This is a genomic window from Paenibacillus septentrionalis (assembly GCF_042659865.1).
In the GTDB taxonomy this organism is placed as follows: domain Bacteria; phylum Bacillota; class Bacilli; order Paenibacillales; family Paenibacillaceae; genus Pristimantibacillus; species Pristimantibacillus septentrionalis.
This window is the reverse complement of record NZ_JBHSTE010000001.1, coordinates 161,307-178,702: the sequence shown is the minus strand read 5'-3', so window position 1 is coordinate 178,702 and position 17,396 is coordinate 161,307. Positions and strand designations below refer to the sequence as shown.

Below are 17,396 nucleotides of genomic sequence, written 5' to 3'. Positions count from 1 at the left end.
GGGAACATCATGAAATTAAAAGAGCTTATTATCACATGTGGAATTATCGGTATTATTCTCATGATGATTGTACCGCTCCCTATTCTATTAATTGACTTTCTTCTGATCATTAATATTACGGTAGCAATCACCATACTACTTGTTGCAATGAATACGAAGTCGGCCCTTGATTTTTCGATTTTTCCCGCAATTCTTCTAGTAACGACTATTTTCCGCTTGGCGCTTAGTATTTCAACAACAAGAATGATCTTGACACATGCCACAGGTGGAGAGGTTATTGAAACCTTTGGTAAATGGGTTGGCGGCGGTGAAGTTGTAATAGGTTTCATCGTATTCTTAATTTTGGTTGTTGTTCAGTTCATTGTTATTACAAAAGGTTCTGAGCGTGTGGCAGAGGTTGCTGCTCGCTTTACACTCGATGCAATGCCTGGTAAGCAAATGAGTATTGACGCTGACTTGAACTCTGGTCTAATCAATGAACAAGAGGCGAAGGATCGCCGTTCTGCGATTGAGCGTGAAGCTGATTTCTACGGTGCAATGGATGGTGCGAGTAAATTCGTAAAAGGTGATGCCATCGCAACGATTATTATGATGATCATCAACCTAATCGGTGGTTTTATTATCGGTATGGTGAATTGGGATCTTTCATTTACAGAATCACTTGCAACCTTCACCATTTTAACGATTGGTGACGGACTTGTTGCCCAAATTCCTGCCTTACTTATTTCTACTGCAGCGGGTCTAATTGTGACACGTTCAGCATCAGAAGGGAATTTGGCGGATGATATTACAGGTCAGCTATTCAAATACCCTAAGCTGCTTTATGTTGCTGCTGGCACGATCGCCCTGTTGGGTCTAACACCAATTGGCCCATTGCGTACATGGCCGTTCGCCATAGCGCTGGCCGTCGGAGCATACCTGCTTAGTCGATCTCAGCTCAAAAAAGCAGAGCAGGACGAGCTGCTTGTTGAAGAACAGCAAATTGAAGAGGTTCGAAGTCCTGAAAGTGTCATAAGCCTGCTACAAGTCGATCCGATTGAATTTGAGTTTGGTTATGGCTTAATCCCGCTTGCTGATACACAGCAGGGAGGAGATTTGCTGGATCGAATTATTATGATAAGACGCCAATGTGCGCTTGAGCTTGGATTAGTTGTTCCAGTTATTCGGATTCGAGACAATATTCAGCTTAAACCGAATGAATATGTAATCAAAATCAAAGGCAATACCGTTGCACGTGGTGAATTGTTATTGAATCATTATTTGGCCATGAGTCCAGGGTTTGACGATGATTCCATCCATGGTATTGAGACAACGGAGCCAGCATTTGGTTTACCTGCAATCTGGATTGATGAAATGACGAAAGAACGTGCTGAGCTTTCCGGCTATACGGTTGTCGATCCGCCTTCTGTAGTAGCGACGCATTTAACGGAAATTGTAAAACGTCATGCTCATGAATTGATTGGTCGTCAAGAAACGAAAGCGTTGATCGAAAATGTGAAAACGAACTATCCAGCGTTGGTTGATGATTTGATTCCAGGAGTTATGTCTGTTGGCGATATACAGAAGATATTGACAAAGTTGCTTCAGGAAAAGGTTTCGATTCGCGATCTCGTAACGATCTTCGAAACACTGGCCGATCACGGACAGTACACGAAGGACACCGATATATTAACCGAGTATGTAAGACAAGCTTTATCGAGACAAATTACGCATCAATATGCGCCTGATGGACAATCACTAAGAGTCATTACACTTGGCGCGCAGTTGGAAAAGAAAATAATTGATTCCGTTCAGCAAAGCGATCAAGGCAGCTATGTATCACTTGATCCTGTTTCATCACAGCAAATTTATCAGCGTCTGACCGAACAAGTGAATCGTCTGCTGCAATCTGGTCAGCAGCCGATCGTGCTTGCTTCGCCAACCATTCGCATGTACTTAAGACAGATTGTTGCGCGTACGATGCAGGATTTACCGATTTTATCCTATAGCGAGCTAGAGCCTAATATCGAAGTACAAAGTGTTGGGGTGGTTAATCTGTGAGAGTGAAAAGATATGTCGTAGATGCGTTGTCAGATGCAGTCCCTCTAATTAGAAATGAATTAGGCAAAGATGCGATTATCCTTGAGTCTAAGGAAGTTAAAATTGGCGGTTTCATGGGGATGTTTCGCAAACGTAAACTTGAAGTGCTTGCTGCGGTAGAGCCTCAACCCGAAAAGCAGGGAAATAAAGGTGCTTCGAAAAAGCTGGACGCTGAGCAGGTGGATCTTGTAATTGAGCAAATTCTAAAAGCATCCAAAAAGTCGAAGCCAGAGGAAGCAGGTGCTGCAGCAGCAGTAACAGCCTCGACTCGTACGTCAACTGCTGCAAACGGACAGATCAAGGAGCTGGATCATCCGAATGCATCATTTGCTTCAAGATTATACAGTGTTGGAGCAACGCAAGCACAATCTCAAAGTACTGCAAAGCAGGATATTCAGGAGGAAAAGCTTCCTGCTCCATCAAGCAAGGTGCTTGCTTATAACGAAGAAGTGCTGCAAGCTTCAAAGCCAATGTCCTCCACAGAGCAATTTATCGTGAATGAGCTGAAAAACTTGCGACAAGAAATGGTACGATTGGCTCAAAAGGGAGGTCAGCATGAAACGCTGCCTTCGGAAGCGATTTTGGCACTTCAAGCAAGATTAGAGGAACAAGAGCTTGACAAGCAATGGGTTGAGATGCTGTCTGAAGCATTAATCCAGGAGGAAATCGAACGAGGTGAGCAACTCGATATTGAATCGGTCTGGAGTAAGTCTAAGGAACGATTGCTAGAATGGCTTACGCCGTATCAGCACGGGGTCGTTTCAGCAAATACGCATACGGTACAGTTTGTTGGTCCTACGGGCGTAGGGAAAACAACTACCATTGCCAAGCTGGCTGCTAACTTTTCAATTAAGGAAGGAAAAAAGCTAGGCTTGATTACAGCTGATACATATCGTATCGCAGCAGTTGAGCAGCTTCGCACCTATGCCAATATTCTTAATATTCCGCTCGAGGTCGTGTTTTCGCCACTAGAGCTGGAAAGAGCATTAACTTCATTAGAGCATACTGAATTGATTTTAATGGACACAGCTGGTCGGAATTTCAAAAGTGATCTTCATGTCTCAGAGGTTAACAGCTTGCTTCCTCAACAAGAGCAAAGCGAGTCTGTACTTGTTTTAAGCTTGACGAGCAGAACTGCAGATATGAGAATCATTGCTGAAAAATTCAGCAAGTATGGCATTAGAAAAGTGGTCTTTACAAAACTCGATGAGACGTCGGTGTATGGAGCGATTTTTAATATGGTATTGATGTTTGGACTAACGCCGCTATTCATTACAAGTGGTCAAAATGTACCAGATGATATATCGCCTTTCCATACAGAGAAATATATTGAGCTGTTGTTAGGAGAACCACCTCATGAATGATCAAGCAGAGGCATTACGGCAATTAGTAAAGCAGCAGTCAGACCAGCACTATCAGGAAAAAACAAAATTCATTTCCGTTACGAGCGGTAAGGGTGGAGTAGGTAAATCGAACTTCAGCCTGAATTTTAGCCTAGCCATGCAGCGTCTTGGCAAGCGAGTTCTTGTCATAGATGCAGATATTGGGATGGCTAATATAGACGTTCTTATGGGGACGAGCTCACGCTATAATCTGTACCATTTGGTGAAAAACGAAAAAACGATATGGGATATTATTAGTGTAGGTCCAGAAGGATTGCATTATATTGCAGGGGGCTCAGGCCTCCTTGATCTTATACGATTATCTGATGAAGAAGTAGCCCGATTCGGCACAGAAATCTTAAAGCTTCAAGGGCAGTATGATTATATCATTTTTGATACCGGTGCAGGGTTGTCGAAGGAAACAGCCCAGTTCATTACAGCATCAGATGAAACAATCGTCGTTACGACGCCAGAGCCGACATCCATTACAGATGCATATGCTCTAATTAAAATGGTAAATTCGATAGATGAAACTGTACAATTTAAAATTGTAGTTAACCGTTCAAGCGATCGTGCAGAAGGTGAGCGGACTGCAACCAATATGGCAAGTGTAACGAAGCGCTTTTTGAACATCGAGCTGCCAGCAATCGGTTATATTTATGATGACCCTCATGTTTCAAAAGCCGTTAAAAAACAAGTGCCTTTAATGATTCTATTTCCTGAGAGCAATGCTGCTCGCGCGATCAATCAGATTGCGATGGAATATCTTAATATGCCTCAAAGCTCTTCCACTGGAATTAAAGGGTTTTTACATAAATTATTGAAGCGATCAAGATAATCCTGTGATTGGAGGATATAATATGGAGCCATATCGTGTTTTGGTTGTGGACGACTCAGCCTTTATGAGAAAAATCATTTCTGATTTGATTGAGAAAGATCCACAGTTTACTGTTGTCGCAACAGCAGTCAATGGGATCGAGGCCATCACGAGCGTTGAACAAACCAAGCCTGATGTCATAACATTGGATCTCGAAATGCCTCTAATGAATGGTATCGATGCCCTTCAGCATATTTTGAAAAAGCATAAGATTCCGATAATTATGCTCTCAGGAATAAGTGAGGCCAACACAAGAGATACGATAAAAGCGCTGCAGTTTGGCGCGTTTGACTTTATACGCAAGCCGACTGGTGTAGGAGCAAAGGCGCAGGATATACATGTCGTAAGCGAAATGCTGCTTGAAAAGCTTAAAATTGCAATGCTGACACGTAAACGAACATCTATTACTAGGCCTATTGCACCAGCTACTAGATTTGAAAATAAAAAACAAGATATTTCAACAGAAAATGCGCCAAATCTCCTAAAAAATGATAAAATTAAAAGTAAAACGATTACATCAAAAAAATCAGCCGCTTCGAATAAAGCAAACGAAAGCAAGCTTGACCACTTATCAGCAGCTTTACCTAAGAAACAAGCTAAGGAGGAAGCTGAACAGAAATCAACAGTTGTTGATTCTTCAATAAAGCCAAAGCCTAAGCAAAAGGCAGTAGAGTTAAAGCCGAAAGCAAATACAGGGAGTATATCCTCAATCATTGCAATTGGAACGTCTACTGGCGGTCCGAGAGCATTGCATGAGGTGATTAGTCATTTACCAGCTAATTTAGCCGCGCCGGTAGTTATTGTTCAGCACATGCCTCCAAGGTTTACAAAATCACTTGCTCAGCGTCTGGATTCGTTCAGTGAGCTGGATGTTTGTGAAGCAGAGGATGGCATGAAGCTGCAAAATGGTAGAGCGTATGTAGCGCCTGGCGGCTATCATATGAAGGTTTCACGCCAGCAGGATCAATATGTTATTTCGTTAAGCAGTGAGCCTCCTCGCAGCGGTCATCGACCATCAGTAGACATGCTATATGAATCACTACTAGATTTCCAGGAGCTTGAACGATACATCGTTTTAATGACAGGGATGGGAAGCGATGGGGCACAAGGGATGAAGAAACTGGCTGACCAAGGCGTAGCTGCAACCATTGCCGAAGCAGAAGAAAGCTGTGTCGTTTATGGCATGCCAAGATCAGCTATTGAGCTGGGCGCAGCTAGCAAGGTGCTCCCTCTGTCACACATTGCACCTGAATTAATGAAAATCATGTCGAGAGTTTAAAGCAGTACATACTTATAGGAGGTGTCATGTTATGGATATGAATGCTTATTTATCAATGTTTATTGACGAATCAAATGATCACCTGCAGGCGTTGAATGATAATCTTATGAGACTAGAAAGCGCACCTGAAGACATTTCTATCGTGCAGGATATTTTTAGATCTGCTCATACACTTAAAGGTATGTCTGCAACGATGGGGTTTGAAGACCTAGCTTCCCTTACGCACGAAATGGAAAATGTACTGGATCTAGTGCGCAACGACAAGCTGAAAATGGATAGCTTTATATTCGATACGCTATTCCAGGGCTTGGATGCGCTGGAATCAATGGTAGAAGATGTTATTCAAGGCGGTACAGGCAAGGCGGACGTATCCCATATCGTTGCTAATCTCGTTAGCATCGTCAAGGGCGAACATAAAAATGGAGCCCCAGCTACAGGTACAGCGACAGCGGGAACCTCCACAGCTTCAGGTAACAGTGGTGGCTTGCTGGATGAGTTTCAGTCCTCTGTATTAAAGCAATCGATTGAAAGTGGACATCAAGTGCTGTATATCAAGGTTACGCTTACCGAGTCTTGTGTTCTTAAAGCGGCACGCTCCTATATGGTATTTGATGTGTTGGAAAATACAGGCGAGGTTATTAAATCAGAGCCACCCGTTGAAGATTTGGAGCAGGAAAAGTTTGACCGCTCCTTTACAGTGTTTACGATTAGCACGGTCAGTGCAGATGAGCTTGCTGCGAAAATTAATAGTATCTCAGAAATTGAAACGGTTGAGGTGCTGCCGCTTGATGCGGAATCACTAGCTACGCTATCCAGTGGAGGCAATCAAGCAGCAGCGGCTGCAGAGGCTCCAGCACCTGCGAAAGTAGAGGCATCTGCTGAATCAGAATCGAACACACAGGGTGAGCAAAGAAAGGCTCCTGCTAAGAACGGCGCTCCAGTTGCAAACCGTACGATCCGTGTAGATATTGATCGTTTGGATTCATTGATGAATTTATTTAGCGAAATGCTGATTGATCGTGTTCGTTTGGAACAACTGGCAAGTGAAGTGAAGCGTCAAGACTTGATTGAGACGGTAGAACATATGGCCCGGGTCAGCTCGGACCTGCAAAATATTGTTCTAAAGCTCCGCATGGTGCCAGTGGATACAGTATTCAACCGCTTCCCGCGTATGGTGCGTGATCTAGCCAAGTCGTTGGATAAAAAAATAGAACTAATTATCACGGGAGCAGATACTGAGCTTGACCGAACGGTAATCGATGAAATCGGCGATCCACTTGTGCATTTGCTGCGCAACTCTGTGGACCACGGGATTGAAACGGTAGGCGAACGTATTGCTGCCGGCAAGCCAGAGGTAGGTACAGTTCACTTGCGAGCATTCCATAGCGGCAACCATGTATTTATTGAGGTTGAAGAAGATGGCAAAGGCATTAATGCCAAAAAAGTGCTGGAAAAAGCGATTAGCAAAGGCATCGTTACGCCAGAAGAGGCTAACAAGCTATCGAACGATGAGATTAGCAATCTTATTTTCGCTCCAGGCTTCAGTACAGCTGATGTCATTTCCGATATTTCGGGTCGAGGTGTTGGTCTCGATGTTGTTCGTACTAAAATCACATCGCTTGGCGGTAATGTTTCCGTAACGTCGGCTGAGGGTAAAGGAACGAAGTTTTCTGTTCAGCTTCCGCTAACGCTATCTATTATATCTGCTATGCTGATTAAGCTGGGTGATGAAAAGTTTGCGGTACCATTGTCTTCGATTGTGGAAACAGCGATTATTCAACGCTCCAGCATCTTGACAGTTCACGGAAATCGGATGATTAAATTTAGAAATGCAGTAATTCCAGTAATTTCGCTATCTGATTTATTTGAATCTCCGAATTATAGTGAGGCAAATGAAGAAGAGCACGAAATTATTGTTATTCATAAAGGCGATAAATGGGCAGCTGTCATTATCGATGAATTTATTGGTCAAAGCGAAATCGTCTTGAAATCACTAGGCAAGTATTTAACGAATATATCTGGTATTTCAGGTGCAACTATTTTAGGTGACGGTCAGGTAGCACTAATTATTGATCCAAATGCTTTAATCAAATAAGGAGGGATTACTATGAGTGAAGAATTGAAAGTTATTGTTTTTGGTCTTGCAAATGAAGAATATGGCATCGAGGTTGACAAAGTACGCACGATAGAACGCATGATGCCAATTACACGCGTCCCTAAAACGCCTTCCTTTATTAAAGGTGTGATCAATCTTCGTGGAATTGTTGTTCCCGTTCTTAACCTGAGCGGACGCTTTAATCTACCTGAAACAGAAGAAACAGAGCACACTAGAATTATTGTAGTGTCAGTGAACGAAATGGAAGTTGGTTTTATTGTGGATTCCGCTAATGATGTTATTGATCTGGATCGAGACATCATTGACACACCACCAGAAATTGTTGGAGGCATTCAAGCAAAATACTTAGATGGAATTGCTAAAATTGGTGAAGATCGCTTGTTGATTATGCTAAACCTATCTGAAGTACTTAATTTATCAGAAATCGTGCAGCTAGAGCAGTTAGAGGTGTAAACATTGGCGAACTTTAACCGGTTTAAGGCTTTTGAGATAGATGTGTTAAAGGAAGTAGGAAACATCGGAGCAGGTAATGCGGCAACCGCATTATCTACACTTCTCAATAAGCCGATCGATATGTCAGTGCCTAGCGTAAGGCTGCTTCCCTTTGAGGAAGTGGCCGAACGGGTAGGAGGATCGGAACAAATCGTCATTGCAGTATTTCTCCGTGTCGAAGGGGATGCACCGGGCAATATGTTCTTCATTATGCAGGAGCATTACGCTCTGCAGTTAATGAAGCAGCTTCTGCCAAATGAGCATTTAGATGATGGCACATATTCTGAGTTGGAAATGTCGACCTTGTGTGAAATTGGAAATATTTTGGCAGGCTCTTATTTGTCTTCGCTAGCAGATTTTACGAAGCTGCAGCTGCAGCCTTCCGTTCCAGTTGTCGCTCAGGATATGGCAGGTGCGATTTTAAGCTTTGGATTAATGCAGTATGGAGAGATGGGCGACTCGGCACTCCTTATTGAAACTAGCTTTCTTGAGGACTACCAAAATGCTTTGGAAGGACATTTCTTTCTTATTCCTGATCCAAACTCTTTTGAAACCATTTTCCGTGCATTAGGAGTAGGATTGGAATGATTAGTGAAAAGCTAGTAAAGGTTGGGATGGCCGACCTGAATACTGCCAGCAATGGTGAATTTCTTAAAACAACGGGACTGGGCTCATGCGTCGGTATAACGTTGTTTGATCCGGAGAAACGTATTGCTGGCATGGCTCATGTTATGCTTCCATCATCTAGCATAGCAAGAGAAACTCCTATTAATGTAGCAAAATATGCGGATACAGCTATTCCAGAGCTTATAAAGCGTATGTTGGCTCTCGGGGCAGTTACGTCAAAATTGCAAGCAAAAATGGCAGGCGGCTCTCAAATGTTCTCTTTGCCTGGTCATACCGATTCACTGCGTATTGGACCAAGAAATGTGGAATCCTGCGCATTGATGCTTGAGGAGTATCGCATTCCTTTGCTGTCACAGGACACGGGAGGAAATTATGGACGAACGATTGAACTGGACTCCAGTAATGGAGTACTTAGCATTCGCAGCGTTCAGCACGGTATAAAGGAGATTTAACAATGTATGGAAACTGGCGTTGGAATTTAGGATTTGGACTATTTGGCTTGCTTATCGTATTTATTATTGGACTAACTAATAATCCATGGGCCGTTTCATTATTGCGTGGATTTTATGCATGCATTGCTTTTTTTCTGTTGGCATATCCTTTAAGATATATAATCGGCTTACTGTTAGCATCGGATAACGACCATGCTGAAACGATTCATTCAATGGAAGAACCGTCGCTTGCTGGAACCAATGTTGATTATGTAACACCAGAAGGTGAAGAGGATTTGAATGAGATGCTGCGTAAGCAAATGGCACCCGGCGAGCCGAAATCTGATGTGAAGCCACCAACTGCTGAAAACGATCCAAAGGCGGAACAGTTTCAACCGTTAAAACCAACCAGACTTGTATCGACTGAAAATATGCAGGCAGCAGACCTGACAAAAGCAGTACGTCACCTAACAGGAGAGTGAGACCATGAAAGATCAGAAAGCTTCACATCTGACCAATTTGCCACTCTGGCAAGCATGGCGTGAACATGGTGATATCGATGCAAAAAAGGATCTTATTGAAAATTACTTGCCGTTAGTCGATTATGTAACCAATCGCATGTCTATAGGTTTACCGAAAAATGTAATAAAAGAAGATCTGGCAAGTCACGGCGTTATGGGACTAATAGACGCCATTGAAAAATTTGACTATTTGCGTGGACTACAATTTGAAACTTATGCATCATGGCGGATACGTGGAGCAATCATTGATGGATTGCGTCAAGGCGATTGGGTTCCACGTTCCGTTAGAGAAAAAGCGAAAAAAATTGAAGAGGCATATCAATTTCTTGAGCAAAAACATATGAGATCCATTACAGATACCGAAATTTGTAATTACTTAGAGTTGAATGAAAAAGAGTTTGCTGCAATTGTGCAGGACATTTCGATCTCAACTGTTTTTTCATTAGAAGAACCATTACGCGAGGAAGAATCAGAGACGAGAATGTCTCTTTTAATAGATCAGTCAGCCAAACGTCCAGAATCAACAGTAGATGATGTTTTTCTAAAAGCAAGCCTAGAGAAAGGAATTGACCGTCTTACAGAAAAAGAGCGTACAGTCATTTCATTGTTCTATTACGAAGATCTTAGTTTAAGTGAAATTGCTGAGGTTATGTCGCTTTCACCATCAAGAATATCACAGCTGCATTCAAAAGCGATTCAACGGTTAAGAGGGGTGCTTGAGCAATACAAAGCCGAACTATTTCGTTCGTAGAGAGGGGTGCAGTAGGATGGACATAAATAAATTTGAGTCCAGTGTGAATTTAGAGCTTTCACCGGATAAGTTAGCTGCATACATCAGCTTTAAAACGATTTTTGACGATGAGCTGTATGTTCAGGAGGAGCTGGAAAGTTATCTACGCTCAAAAGGAATTGTCCACGGATTGTTGCATGATCAGATTCGCTTAGCCTGCAAAGAGCCGATTCGCTACATGAATCAAAAGATAGAGGTTGCCAAGGGCAGTGCGCCCGGAAAAGGGATCGACGGCCGTGTTGAGTTTGTTGATGTCGAGCATAAACAGGATGAGCATGATTATTCTGAATCAGCAATCATCGACTTTAAGCAAGTAACGAAACTGGATAACGTGAAGAAAGGCCAATTGATCGCTCAGCTTGTTCCACCGCAGGTCGGATCGTCCGGGATGACAGTTACAGGAGATATTGTACCCGGGGTGCTAGGCAAGCCTGCTCGGTTTAAAGTTGGTAAAAATGTTGTCGTTAATGGAGAAGGAGATTCGATGTATTCTGCCATTGACGGCCTTATTTCTTTAACCGATAAAGATAAAATCAACGTATTTCCGGTCTTTGAAGTTAAAGGAGATGTAGATTACCGTGTAGGAAATATTGACTTTGTCGGCACAGTCGTCATACGTGGTAATGTTCTTACCGGATTTAAAGTAAAGGCAGCAGGCGATATAAGGGTTGTAGGTGGCGTAGAAGGAGCGGAGATGTCATCTAACGGCTCCATTGAAATTACTGGCGGCATTATGGCATCGGGCAAAGGTGTCGTGAACGCTGCACAAAATATAAAGTGCTCCTTTATACAGGACGCGAATATTTCAGCAGGCGGCGATGTAATCGTAACGCAAAGTATATTGCACTCGAACGTAAAAGCCGGACAAAAGGTCATATGCGATGGTTCTAAAGGACTAATTGTCGGTGGTGTGATTCAAGCAGGTGATGGTGTATCTGCTAAAACAATCGGTAATCCGATGTCAACCACTACTACGATTGAAGTTGGTGTAAATCCGACACAACGTGATGAACAGGTACAGCTTCGCGCAGCGATTAAAGAGCACGCAGAAAATCTGGATCGCACGGAAAAAGCATTAGTCATATTGGATCAGCTTGCTGCTTCCGGCAAATTAACACCGGATCGCTTAGCCATGAGGCAAAAGTTGATTCATACGAAAAGCCAATCTGCTGCATTATTGAGTGAAGCAAAAGAAAGAATGCTGGAAATAGAAAAACAGCTTGAAAATAGCGAATTAGCTACGGTTTCAATACGAAATCAGGTTTTTGGCGGGGTGAAAATTGTCATCGGCCGCTACACGCGTTATATTAAAGATAGCACGAGCAGCATCGTATTTAAGTATGAAGACGGTGAAATCGTTATGGTTCCTTATTATTAACGATAGGAATAGGGGTGAGTTGAATGGGATTAAATCCCTTGAATCTCCAGTTATCCGTACCGCGAGCTCCTGAGCTGAGCAACTTGCAGCAGCAGGCGATGAATCGCCCGGCGATGGAGCAAACTTATCTAGAATCTACTGTCGCGAAGGAAACAGAGCAAAAACGAACACAAACCTCTGCCGTTGACGAAGCGGAAAAAGGCATAATACGCGATCAGGAAAAGGATCGGAGTGGTCAATTCTCTTCCAAGAAGAGAAATGCCAAAGATGACAAGGGGCAGGAGAATGAACTGTCTTCAGATCATCCTTACAAAGGACATCATTTAGATATTAGACTATAATTTTCAAGGCGGGATCATATGCAGGCGTGGCAATATGTTGCACTATTAGGAGCTGTTGTTGCAGTAGCGGCCTTTTTGCTGCCAAGAGGAACAGAAAAGCAGAAAAACGCTGGTTCAGGCGCTCAAATGGAGCAGCTGGAGCTGGCGTTTGAGCAGTTTATGAACAATATGGAGCAAGAGCATAATGATCTTGTTAAAATGCTTACACAATCGCTTCAGCAGCTGCGAGAAGAGGATCGTGTAAAGCGCGAGGCATTGGCAAGGTTAGAGCAGCGTAATGCTCAAGCTGAAGAACAGTTATCCAAGCTGGCTCAGCAGATTGCGGTATTAGAAGCCAAGCTGCAAATGCTGACCGCACAACCCGAGAAGCTGCAAGCTCTCGCATCTCCAACGAGTGAGACAGCTTCGCAAGTTGGACAAGGTGTAGGAGCAGAAGTAGAAGAGGCAGAAGAATGGCCGGCTGACAGCATTAAGAAACGGTACGCTGAGCTGCTGGACATGCATCATGCTGGCAAATCCATTGAAACAATTGCGCGAAAGCTAGGGAAAAACAAAGGTGAGGTTCAACTTATTTTGCAGCTCGCGATGCAGGAGGAGAAGACTCGCCATGCATAGACGATCATTTATACTTGGAATCGGAATTGGCATTATCATCGGTGTGTTGCTGCTTGAGCTTTTTTCAATTGGTGAGAAGAGCAAGCAGCAGCTTAATGCCATTGAGCAGCAGATGAATAGCGGCGATGCAACTTCATCACCCTCACCATCACTTGTAGAGGAATCAGAAGAGCTGGAGTCAGCACCTGACGTTTCTCCGCAAGCACCAGAAGCCCCTGAGACTGATGGAGACGTTCTTTCAGATCCCCCGCCTGCTCAGCCGCAAACACCAACAATTGAGCCCGTCGAGACGGATCGTGTGACAGCACCCGAGGCGGCAACTCCTCCGAAAGTAGGATACATTTATCGGGTTCATCCTGGTGACACCATCACTGAAACAGCTGCGCGATTGGCGGAGAACAGCATCATCGACAATCGCGAACAGTTTATTCAATATTTCAAGAACAACGATGTTTCTATACGAGCTGGTTTTTTCTATATCGAAGGACCAACCGAGCTTGAGCACTTTCGCACACTCTTTACTAGTAAGCCATTGACAGAAATCGAGGCCAATGAACAAATAGCTACAAAAGGACTAACACTTATTCAATAAGAGACAAATTGTTTTTCAAATAGCTTGCTTCTGAAAGTCCATTGTGGTATATTAGATCACGGTGTTAAAAACACACGTTTTTCAATTGGGCTATCGGTGCCTGTACTCGGTACAGGTGGTAGTGCAAGATGCGAGAAGCGGAGGACACAATAAACCAAAATAGGAGGTGCAGATCATGGCGGTTATCTCTATGAAACAGCTACTAGAAGCTGGGGTTCACTTCGGTCATCAGACTCGTCGTTGGAATCCAAAGATGGATCGTTATATCTTCACAGAAAGAAACGGAATTTACATTATTGACCTACAAAAAACAGTTAAAAAAGTTGACGAAGCTTACAACTTTATTAAATCTGTTGCTGCTGATGGCGGCACAGTGCTTTTTGTTGGTACAAAAAAACAAGCTCAAGATTCTGTTAAAGAAGAAGCTGAGCGTTGTGGAAACTACTACATCAACCAACGTTGGTTGGGTGGTACGCTTACTAACTTCCAAACAATTCAAAAACGTATCGATCGTCTAAAGCAGCTTGAAAAATGGGAGCAAGACGGTACGTTCGAAGTTCTTCCTAAAAAAGAAGTTATCCTTCTTAAAAAAGAGCAAGAGCGTCTTGAGAAGTTCCTAGGCGGAATCAAAAACATGAGACAGCTTCCAAGTGCGTTGTTTGTTATCGATCCTCGTAAAGAGCGTATCGCAGTAGCAGAAGCACGCAAATTGGGTATCCCAATTGTAGGTATCGTTGATACAAACTGTGATCCAGACGAAATTGACTACGTTATTCCTGGTAATGACGATGCAATTCGCGCAGTTAAATTGCTTACAGCTAAAATGGCTGATGCAATCGTTGAAGCTAACCAAGGCGAGCAAACAACTGCTTAATTACGCATGACTGGATAAACAACAAAGGGTGGTCAGATGGTGAAAACCTCTCACTACCCTTTTTTTGAACAAAATTAGATATACAACATTTAGGAGGTTTTTTACATGGCAGTAAATGCGAGTGCAGTAAAAGAACTACGTGAGAGAACTGGAGCAGGCATGCTTGATTGCAAAAAAGCTCTTGAAGAAGTTGGCGGCGATATCGATAAAGCGATCGCTCACCTTCGTGAAAAAGGTTTGGCGGCTGCAGCGAATAAAGCTGGTCGTATTGCAACAGAAGGCGCTGTTGAAGCTTATATCCACAGCAACGGCCGTATCGGCGTTCTAGTTGAAGTTAACTGTGAAACAGACTTCGTAGGTAAAACAGATCAATTCAAAGAGTTTGTTAAAGATGTAGCAATGCACATCGCAGCTTCTAACCCTAAATATGTTCGTCGTGAAGAAGTTCCTGCTGAAGAGCTTGAAAAAGAAAAAGAAATTCTTAAAGCACAAGCACTTAACGAAGGCAAGCCAGCTCACATCGTTGAGAAAATGGTAGAAGGCCGTATATCTAAATACTATGAAGAATACTGCCTACTTGAGCAGTCTTTCATTAAAGATCCGGACAAAACAATCGGTACACTTGTAAATGAAAAAATCAGCACTATTGGTGAAAATATCTCCATCCGTCGTTTCGCTCGCTTCGAGCTTGGTGAAGGTCTAGAGAAAAAAGTTGAGAACTTCGCTGAAGAAGTTATGGCTCAAGTTAAACGTTAATCCGAACTCAACTAAGAGGGGCGGGGCTTCTGCCCCGCCTTACGTGTATCATGGAACATAATTGAATGCCTCTAAGCAAGAGGTGTAAGATGGAGGTAAAAAAGTTGGAACATCCAGTATATAAACGCATCGTATTGAAGGTTAGTGGTGAATCGCTAGCTGGTCAAGAAGGCTATGGTATTGAAGCATCCGTTATTTCTTCAATTGCTAGTCAAGTGAAAGAGGTAGTTGCACTAGGAGTAGAAGTGGCTATTGTAGTTGGGGGCGGCAACATTTGGCGCGGAATTGCCGGTACTGAAAAAGGGATTGACCGTGCAACTGCAGACTACATGGGAATGCTAGCTACTGTTATGAATTCATTGGCATTGCAAGACGCATTGGAGCAAATTGATGTGCCAACTCGTGTTCAAACCTCAATTGCCATGCAGCAAATTGCAGAGCCTTACATTCGTCGTCGTGCAATTCGTCACCTTGAAAAAGGACGCGTCGTTATTTTTGCTGCAGGTACAGGCAATCCGTTCTTCTCCACCGATACGACAGCTGCGCTTCGTGCTGCCGAGATCGAAGCAGAAGTAATCCTGATGGCTAAAAACAAAGTAGATGGCGTATATTCAGCAGATCCGTTCAAAGATGCTTCAGCTGAAAAATTTGAAGAACTAACATACTTAGATGTGCTAAACCGTAACTTAGGCGTTATGGATTCTACAGCTTCTTCACTGTGTATGGATAACAACATTCCGTTAATCGTATTCTCGATTACAGAAAACGGAAATATCAAACGTGTGGTACTTGGTGAGAAAATTGGTACAATTGTGAAAGGGAGTGGAAAGTAATGCCACAAGCGATTAAAAAATCTGCAGAAGAGCGTATGGAAAAAGCAATCGCAGCCTTGAAACGTGATTTTTCCACACTGCGCGCAGGCAAAGCAAGTCCTTCACTGTTAGATCGTATTCAAGTAGAATATTATGGAGCGCAAACTCCTTTAAATCAATTAGCGAATATTACAACACCAGACTCTCGTACCTTGATCATTCAGCCTTGGGATAAATCTTCGCTAGCTGAAATAGAACGTGCTATTTTGAAATCAGATGTAGGCTTAACACCATCCAATGACGGTACCTTGATCCGTCTAACGGTACCGATGCTGACAGAAGAGCGCCGCGTTGAACTCGTAAAAACAGCTAAAAAAATCGCTGAAGATGCGAAAGTAGCAATCCGCAACATCCGTCGTGATGCGAATGACAGCATTAAAAAGCTGGAGAAATCAGAAATCTCTGAAGACGAATCCAAACGTTATCAGGATGAAATTCAAAAGCTTACCGATAAATACATCACTGAGAGTGATAAAGTACTAGCAACAAAAGAAAAAGAAATATTGGAAGTTTAATGAAGAGCGGCCCCTCCTTAAGGTGGGGTTCTTTCAGTAAATAGCGATGTTTCTAGGATTTTTGCTGGGGGGGAGCCTAATGTTAAAACGACTATGGTCTAAAAAAGGGGAAACGGACTCTCAAGCTACATTGCCAATTCAGCCAGATAATATACCTGAACATATTGCCATTATTATGGATGGCAATGGAAGATGGGCAAAGCATAAGGGATTGCCTCGAATTGCAGGACATCATACGGGCATGAAAACAGTCAAGCGCATTACGATCGCTGCCAATGATCTCGGTGTGAAATTTTTAACGCTTTACGCGTTTTCTACTGAAAATTGGAAGCGACCAAAGGATGAGGTGGAATTTTTAATGAAGCTGCCTCAACAATTTTTAGAGCTTGAAATCGAAGAGTTAATGGAAAACAATGTACAGGTACGTATGATGGGGGATAAGGATCAGCTACCTCCTCATACTAGAAAAGCAGTTGAAGATGCCATGAGCCGTACCGCTAATAATACAGGACTTGTACTTAATTTTGCATTGAATTATGGCGGAAGATTGGAACTGATTAAAGCAGTGCAGGCTGTAGCTGAGCAGGTACAAAACGGACAGCTGCAGGTTGATCATATTAATGAGGATTTGTTCTCGACTTATATGCAATCCAAGGAAATGCCGGATCCGGATTTGCTCATTAGAACGAGTGGGGAAATTCGTTTGAGCAACTTTATGCTCTGGCAGCTTGCTTATAGTGAGTTTTATTTTACTGATGTTTATTGGCCAGAGTTTTCGGAAGCACATTTCATGGCAGCAATCCAAGAATATCAGCGGCGTGCACGACGTTTTGGCGGAGTGTAGCCTCATCACATTAGA

The 17,396-nt window shown here is 43.0% G+C and carries 19 protein-coding genes; all 19 read left to right on the top strand.

The genetic code is table 11. The features are described 5' to 3' along the window. The first annotated feature begins 9 nt into the window (after positions 1 to 9). The 19 genes from flhA (at position 10) to ACFP56_RS00745 (ending at position 17,381) form a co-directional block, all read left to right on the top strand. The gene (gene flhA, locus ACFP56_RS00835) at positions 10 to 2,040 is read left to right on the top strand and encodes a flagellar biosynthesis protein FlhA (protein ID WP_379230081.1); all 2,031 of its coding nucleotides are present in this window, start codon (positions 10 to 12) and stop codon (positions 2,038 to 2,040) included. Further along, positions 2,037 to 3,443: a flagellar biosynthesis protein FlhF gene (gene flhF / locus ACFP56_RS00830; protein ID WP_379230078.1), complete on the top strand. Its 1,407-nt coding sequence runs from the start codon at positions 2,037 to 2,039 to the stop codon at positions 3,441 to 3,443. Before flhA ends, flhF begins: the two co-directional genes overlap by 4 nt. After that, positions 3,436 to 4,299, top strand: coding sequence for a MinD/ParA family protein (locus ACFP56_RS00825; RefSeq protein ID WP_379230075.1), 864 nt, complete (start codon positions 3,436 to 3,438; stop codon positions 4,297 to 4,299). Before flhF ends, ACFP56_RS00825 begins: the two co-directional genes overlap by 8 nt. A gap of 22 nt (positions 4,300 to 4,321) precedes the next feature. Further along, positions 4,322 to 5,617: a protein-glutamate methylesterase/protein-glutamine glutaminase gene (locus tag ACFP56_RS00820; RefSeq protein WP_379230073.1), complete on the top strand. Its 1,296-nt coding sequence runs from the start codon at positions 4,322 to 4,324 to the stop codon at positions 5,615 to 5,617. Positions 5,618 to 5,648: 31 nt separating this feature from the next. Further along, positions 5,649 to 7,712: a chemotaxis protein CheW gene (locus ACFP56_RS00815; RefSeq protein ID WP_379230071.1), complete on the top strand. Its 2,064-nt coding sequence runs from the start codon at positions 5,649 to 5,651 to the stop codon at positions 7,710 to 7,712. Positions 7,713 to 7,724: 12 nt separating this feature from the next. After that, complete coding sequence (locus ACFP56_RS00810) at positions 7,725 to 8,186, top strand: chemotaxis protein CheW (RefSeq protein ID WP_379230069.1); 462 nt, start codon at positions 7,725 to 7,727, stop codon at positions 8,184 to 8,186. Between the two features lie 3 nt (positions 8,187 to 8,189). Next, a complete protein-coding gene (locus tag ACFP56_RS00805) occupies positions 8,190 to 8,813 on the top strand; it encodes a chemotaxis protein CheC (RefSeq protein WP_379230066.1) in 624 nt (207 codons plus the stop codon). After that, positions 8,810 to 9,304 carry a chemotaxis protein CheD gene (locus ACFP56_RS00800; protein WP_379230064.1) on the top strand — a complete coding sequence of 165 codons (495 nt, stop codon included), beginning with the start codon at positions 8,810 to 8,812 and terminating at the stop codon, positions 9,302 to 9,304. The genes ACFP56_RS00805 and ACFP56_RS00800 overlap by 4 nt, the downstream gene beginning before the upstream one ends. Positions 9,305 to 9,306: 2 nt before the next feature. Continuing rightward, positions 9,307 to 9,765: a hypothetical protein gene (locus ACFP56_RS00795; RefSeq protein ID WP_379230062.1), complete on the top strand. Its 459-nt coding sequence runs from the start codon at positions 9,307 to 9,309 to the stop codon at positions 9,763 to 9,765. Positions 9,766 to 9,769: 4 nt separating this feature from the next. Further along, positions 9,770 to 10,555, top strand: coding sequence for a FliA/WhiG family RNA polymerase sigma factor (locus ACFP56_RS00790; protein WP_379230060.1), 786 nt, complete (start codon positions 9,770 to 9,772; stop codon positions 10,553 to 10,555). Between the two features lie 16 nt (positions 10,556 to 10,571). Further along, positions 10,572 to 11,972 (top strand): DUF342 domain-containing protein, encoded by a 1,401-nt coding sequence (locus tag ACFP56_RS00785; protein WP_379230058.1) that lies wholly within the window; start codon positions 10,572 to 10,574, stop codon positions 11,970 to 11,972. A gap of 23 nt (positions 11,973 to 11,995) precedes the next feature. Then, a complete protein-coding gene (locus ACFP56_RS00780) occupies positions 11,996 to 12,313 on the top strand; it encodes a hypothetical protein (protein WP_379230056.1) in 318 nt (105 codons plus the stop codon). An 18-nt stretch (positions 12,314 to 12,331) separates the two neighbouring features. Continuing rightward, entirely contained in the window at positions 12,332 to 12,928 is a 597-nt protein-coding gene (locus tag ACFP56_RS00775; protein WP_379230054.1) for a DUF6115 domain-containing protein, read from the top strand. Next, positions 12,921 to 13,520, top strand: a complete 600-nt coding sequence (locus ACFP56_RS00770; protein ID WP_379230052.1) for a hypothetical protein — start codon at positions 12,921 to 12,923, stop codon at positions 13,518 to 13,520. The genes ACFP56_RS00775 and ACFP56_RS00770 overlap by 8 nt, the downstream gene beginning before the upstream one ends. Before the next feature lie 175 nt (positions 13,521 to 13,695). Next, positions 13,696 to 14,394 carry a 30S ribosomal protein S2 gene (rpsB, locus tag ACFP56_RS00765; RefSeq protein ID WP_379230049.1) on the top strand — a complete coding sequence of 233 codons (699 nt, stop codon included), beginning with the start codon at positions 13,696 to 13,698 and terminating at the stop codon, positions 14,392 to 14,394. 105 nt (positions 14,395 to 14,499) lie between these two features. Then, positions 14,500 to 15,150: a translation elongation factor Ts gene (gene tsf, locus ACFP56_RS00760; RefSeq protein WP_379230047.1), complete on the top strand. Its 651-nt coding sequence runs from the start codon at positions 14,500 to 14,502 to the stop codon at positions 15,148 to 15,150. Between the two features lie 104 nt (positions 15,151 to 15,254). Next, on the top strand, positions 15,255 to 15,983 hold the full coding sequence (pyrH, locus tag ACFP56_RS00755; protein WP_379230045.1) for a UMP kinase: 729 nt from the start codon (positions 15,255 to 15,257) through the stop codon (positions 15,981 to 15,983). Then, a complete protein-coding gene (gene frr, locus ACFP56_RS00750) occupies positions 15,983 to 16,537 on the top strand; it encodes a ribosome recycling factor (RefSeq protein WP_379230043.1) in 555 nt (184 codons plus the stop codon). The genes pyrH and frr overlap by 1 nt, the downstream gene beginning before the upstream one ends. A gap of 79 nt (positions 16,538 to 16,616) precedes the next feature. After that, positions 16,617 to 17,381, top strand: a complete 765-nt coding sequence (locus ACFP56_RS00745; RefSeq protein ID WP_379230041.1) for an isoprenyl transferase — start codon at positions 16,617 to 16,619, stop codon at positions 17,379 to 17,381. Positions 17,382 to 17,396 lie beyond the last annotated feature (15 nt).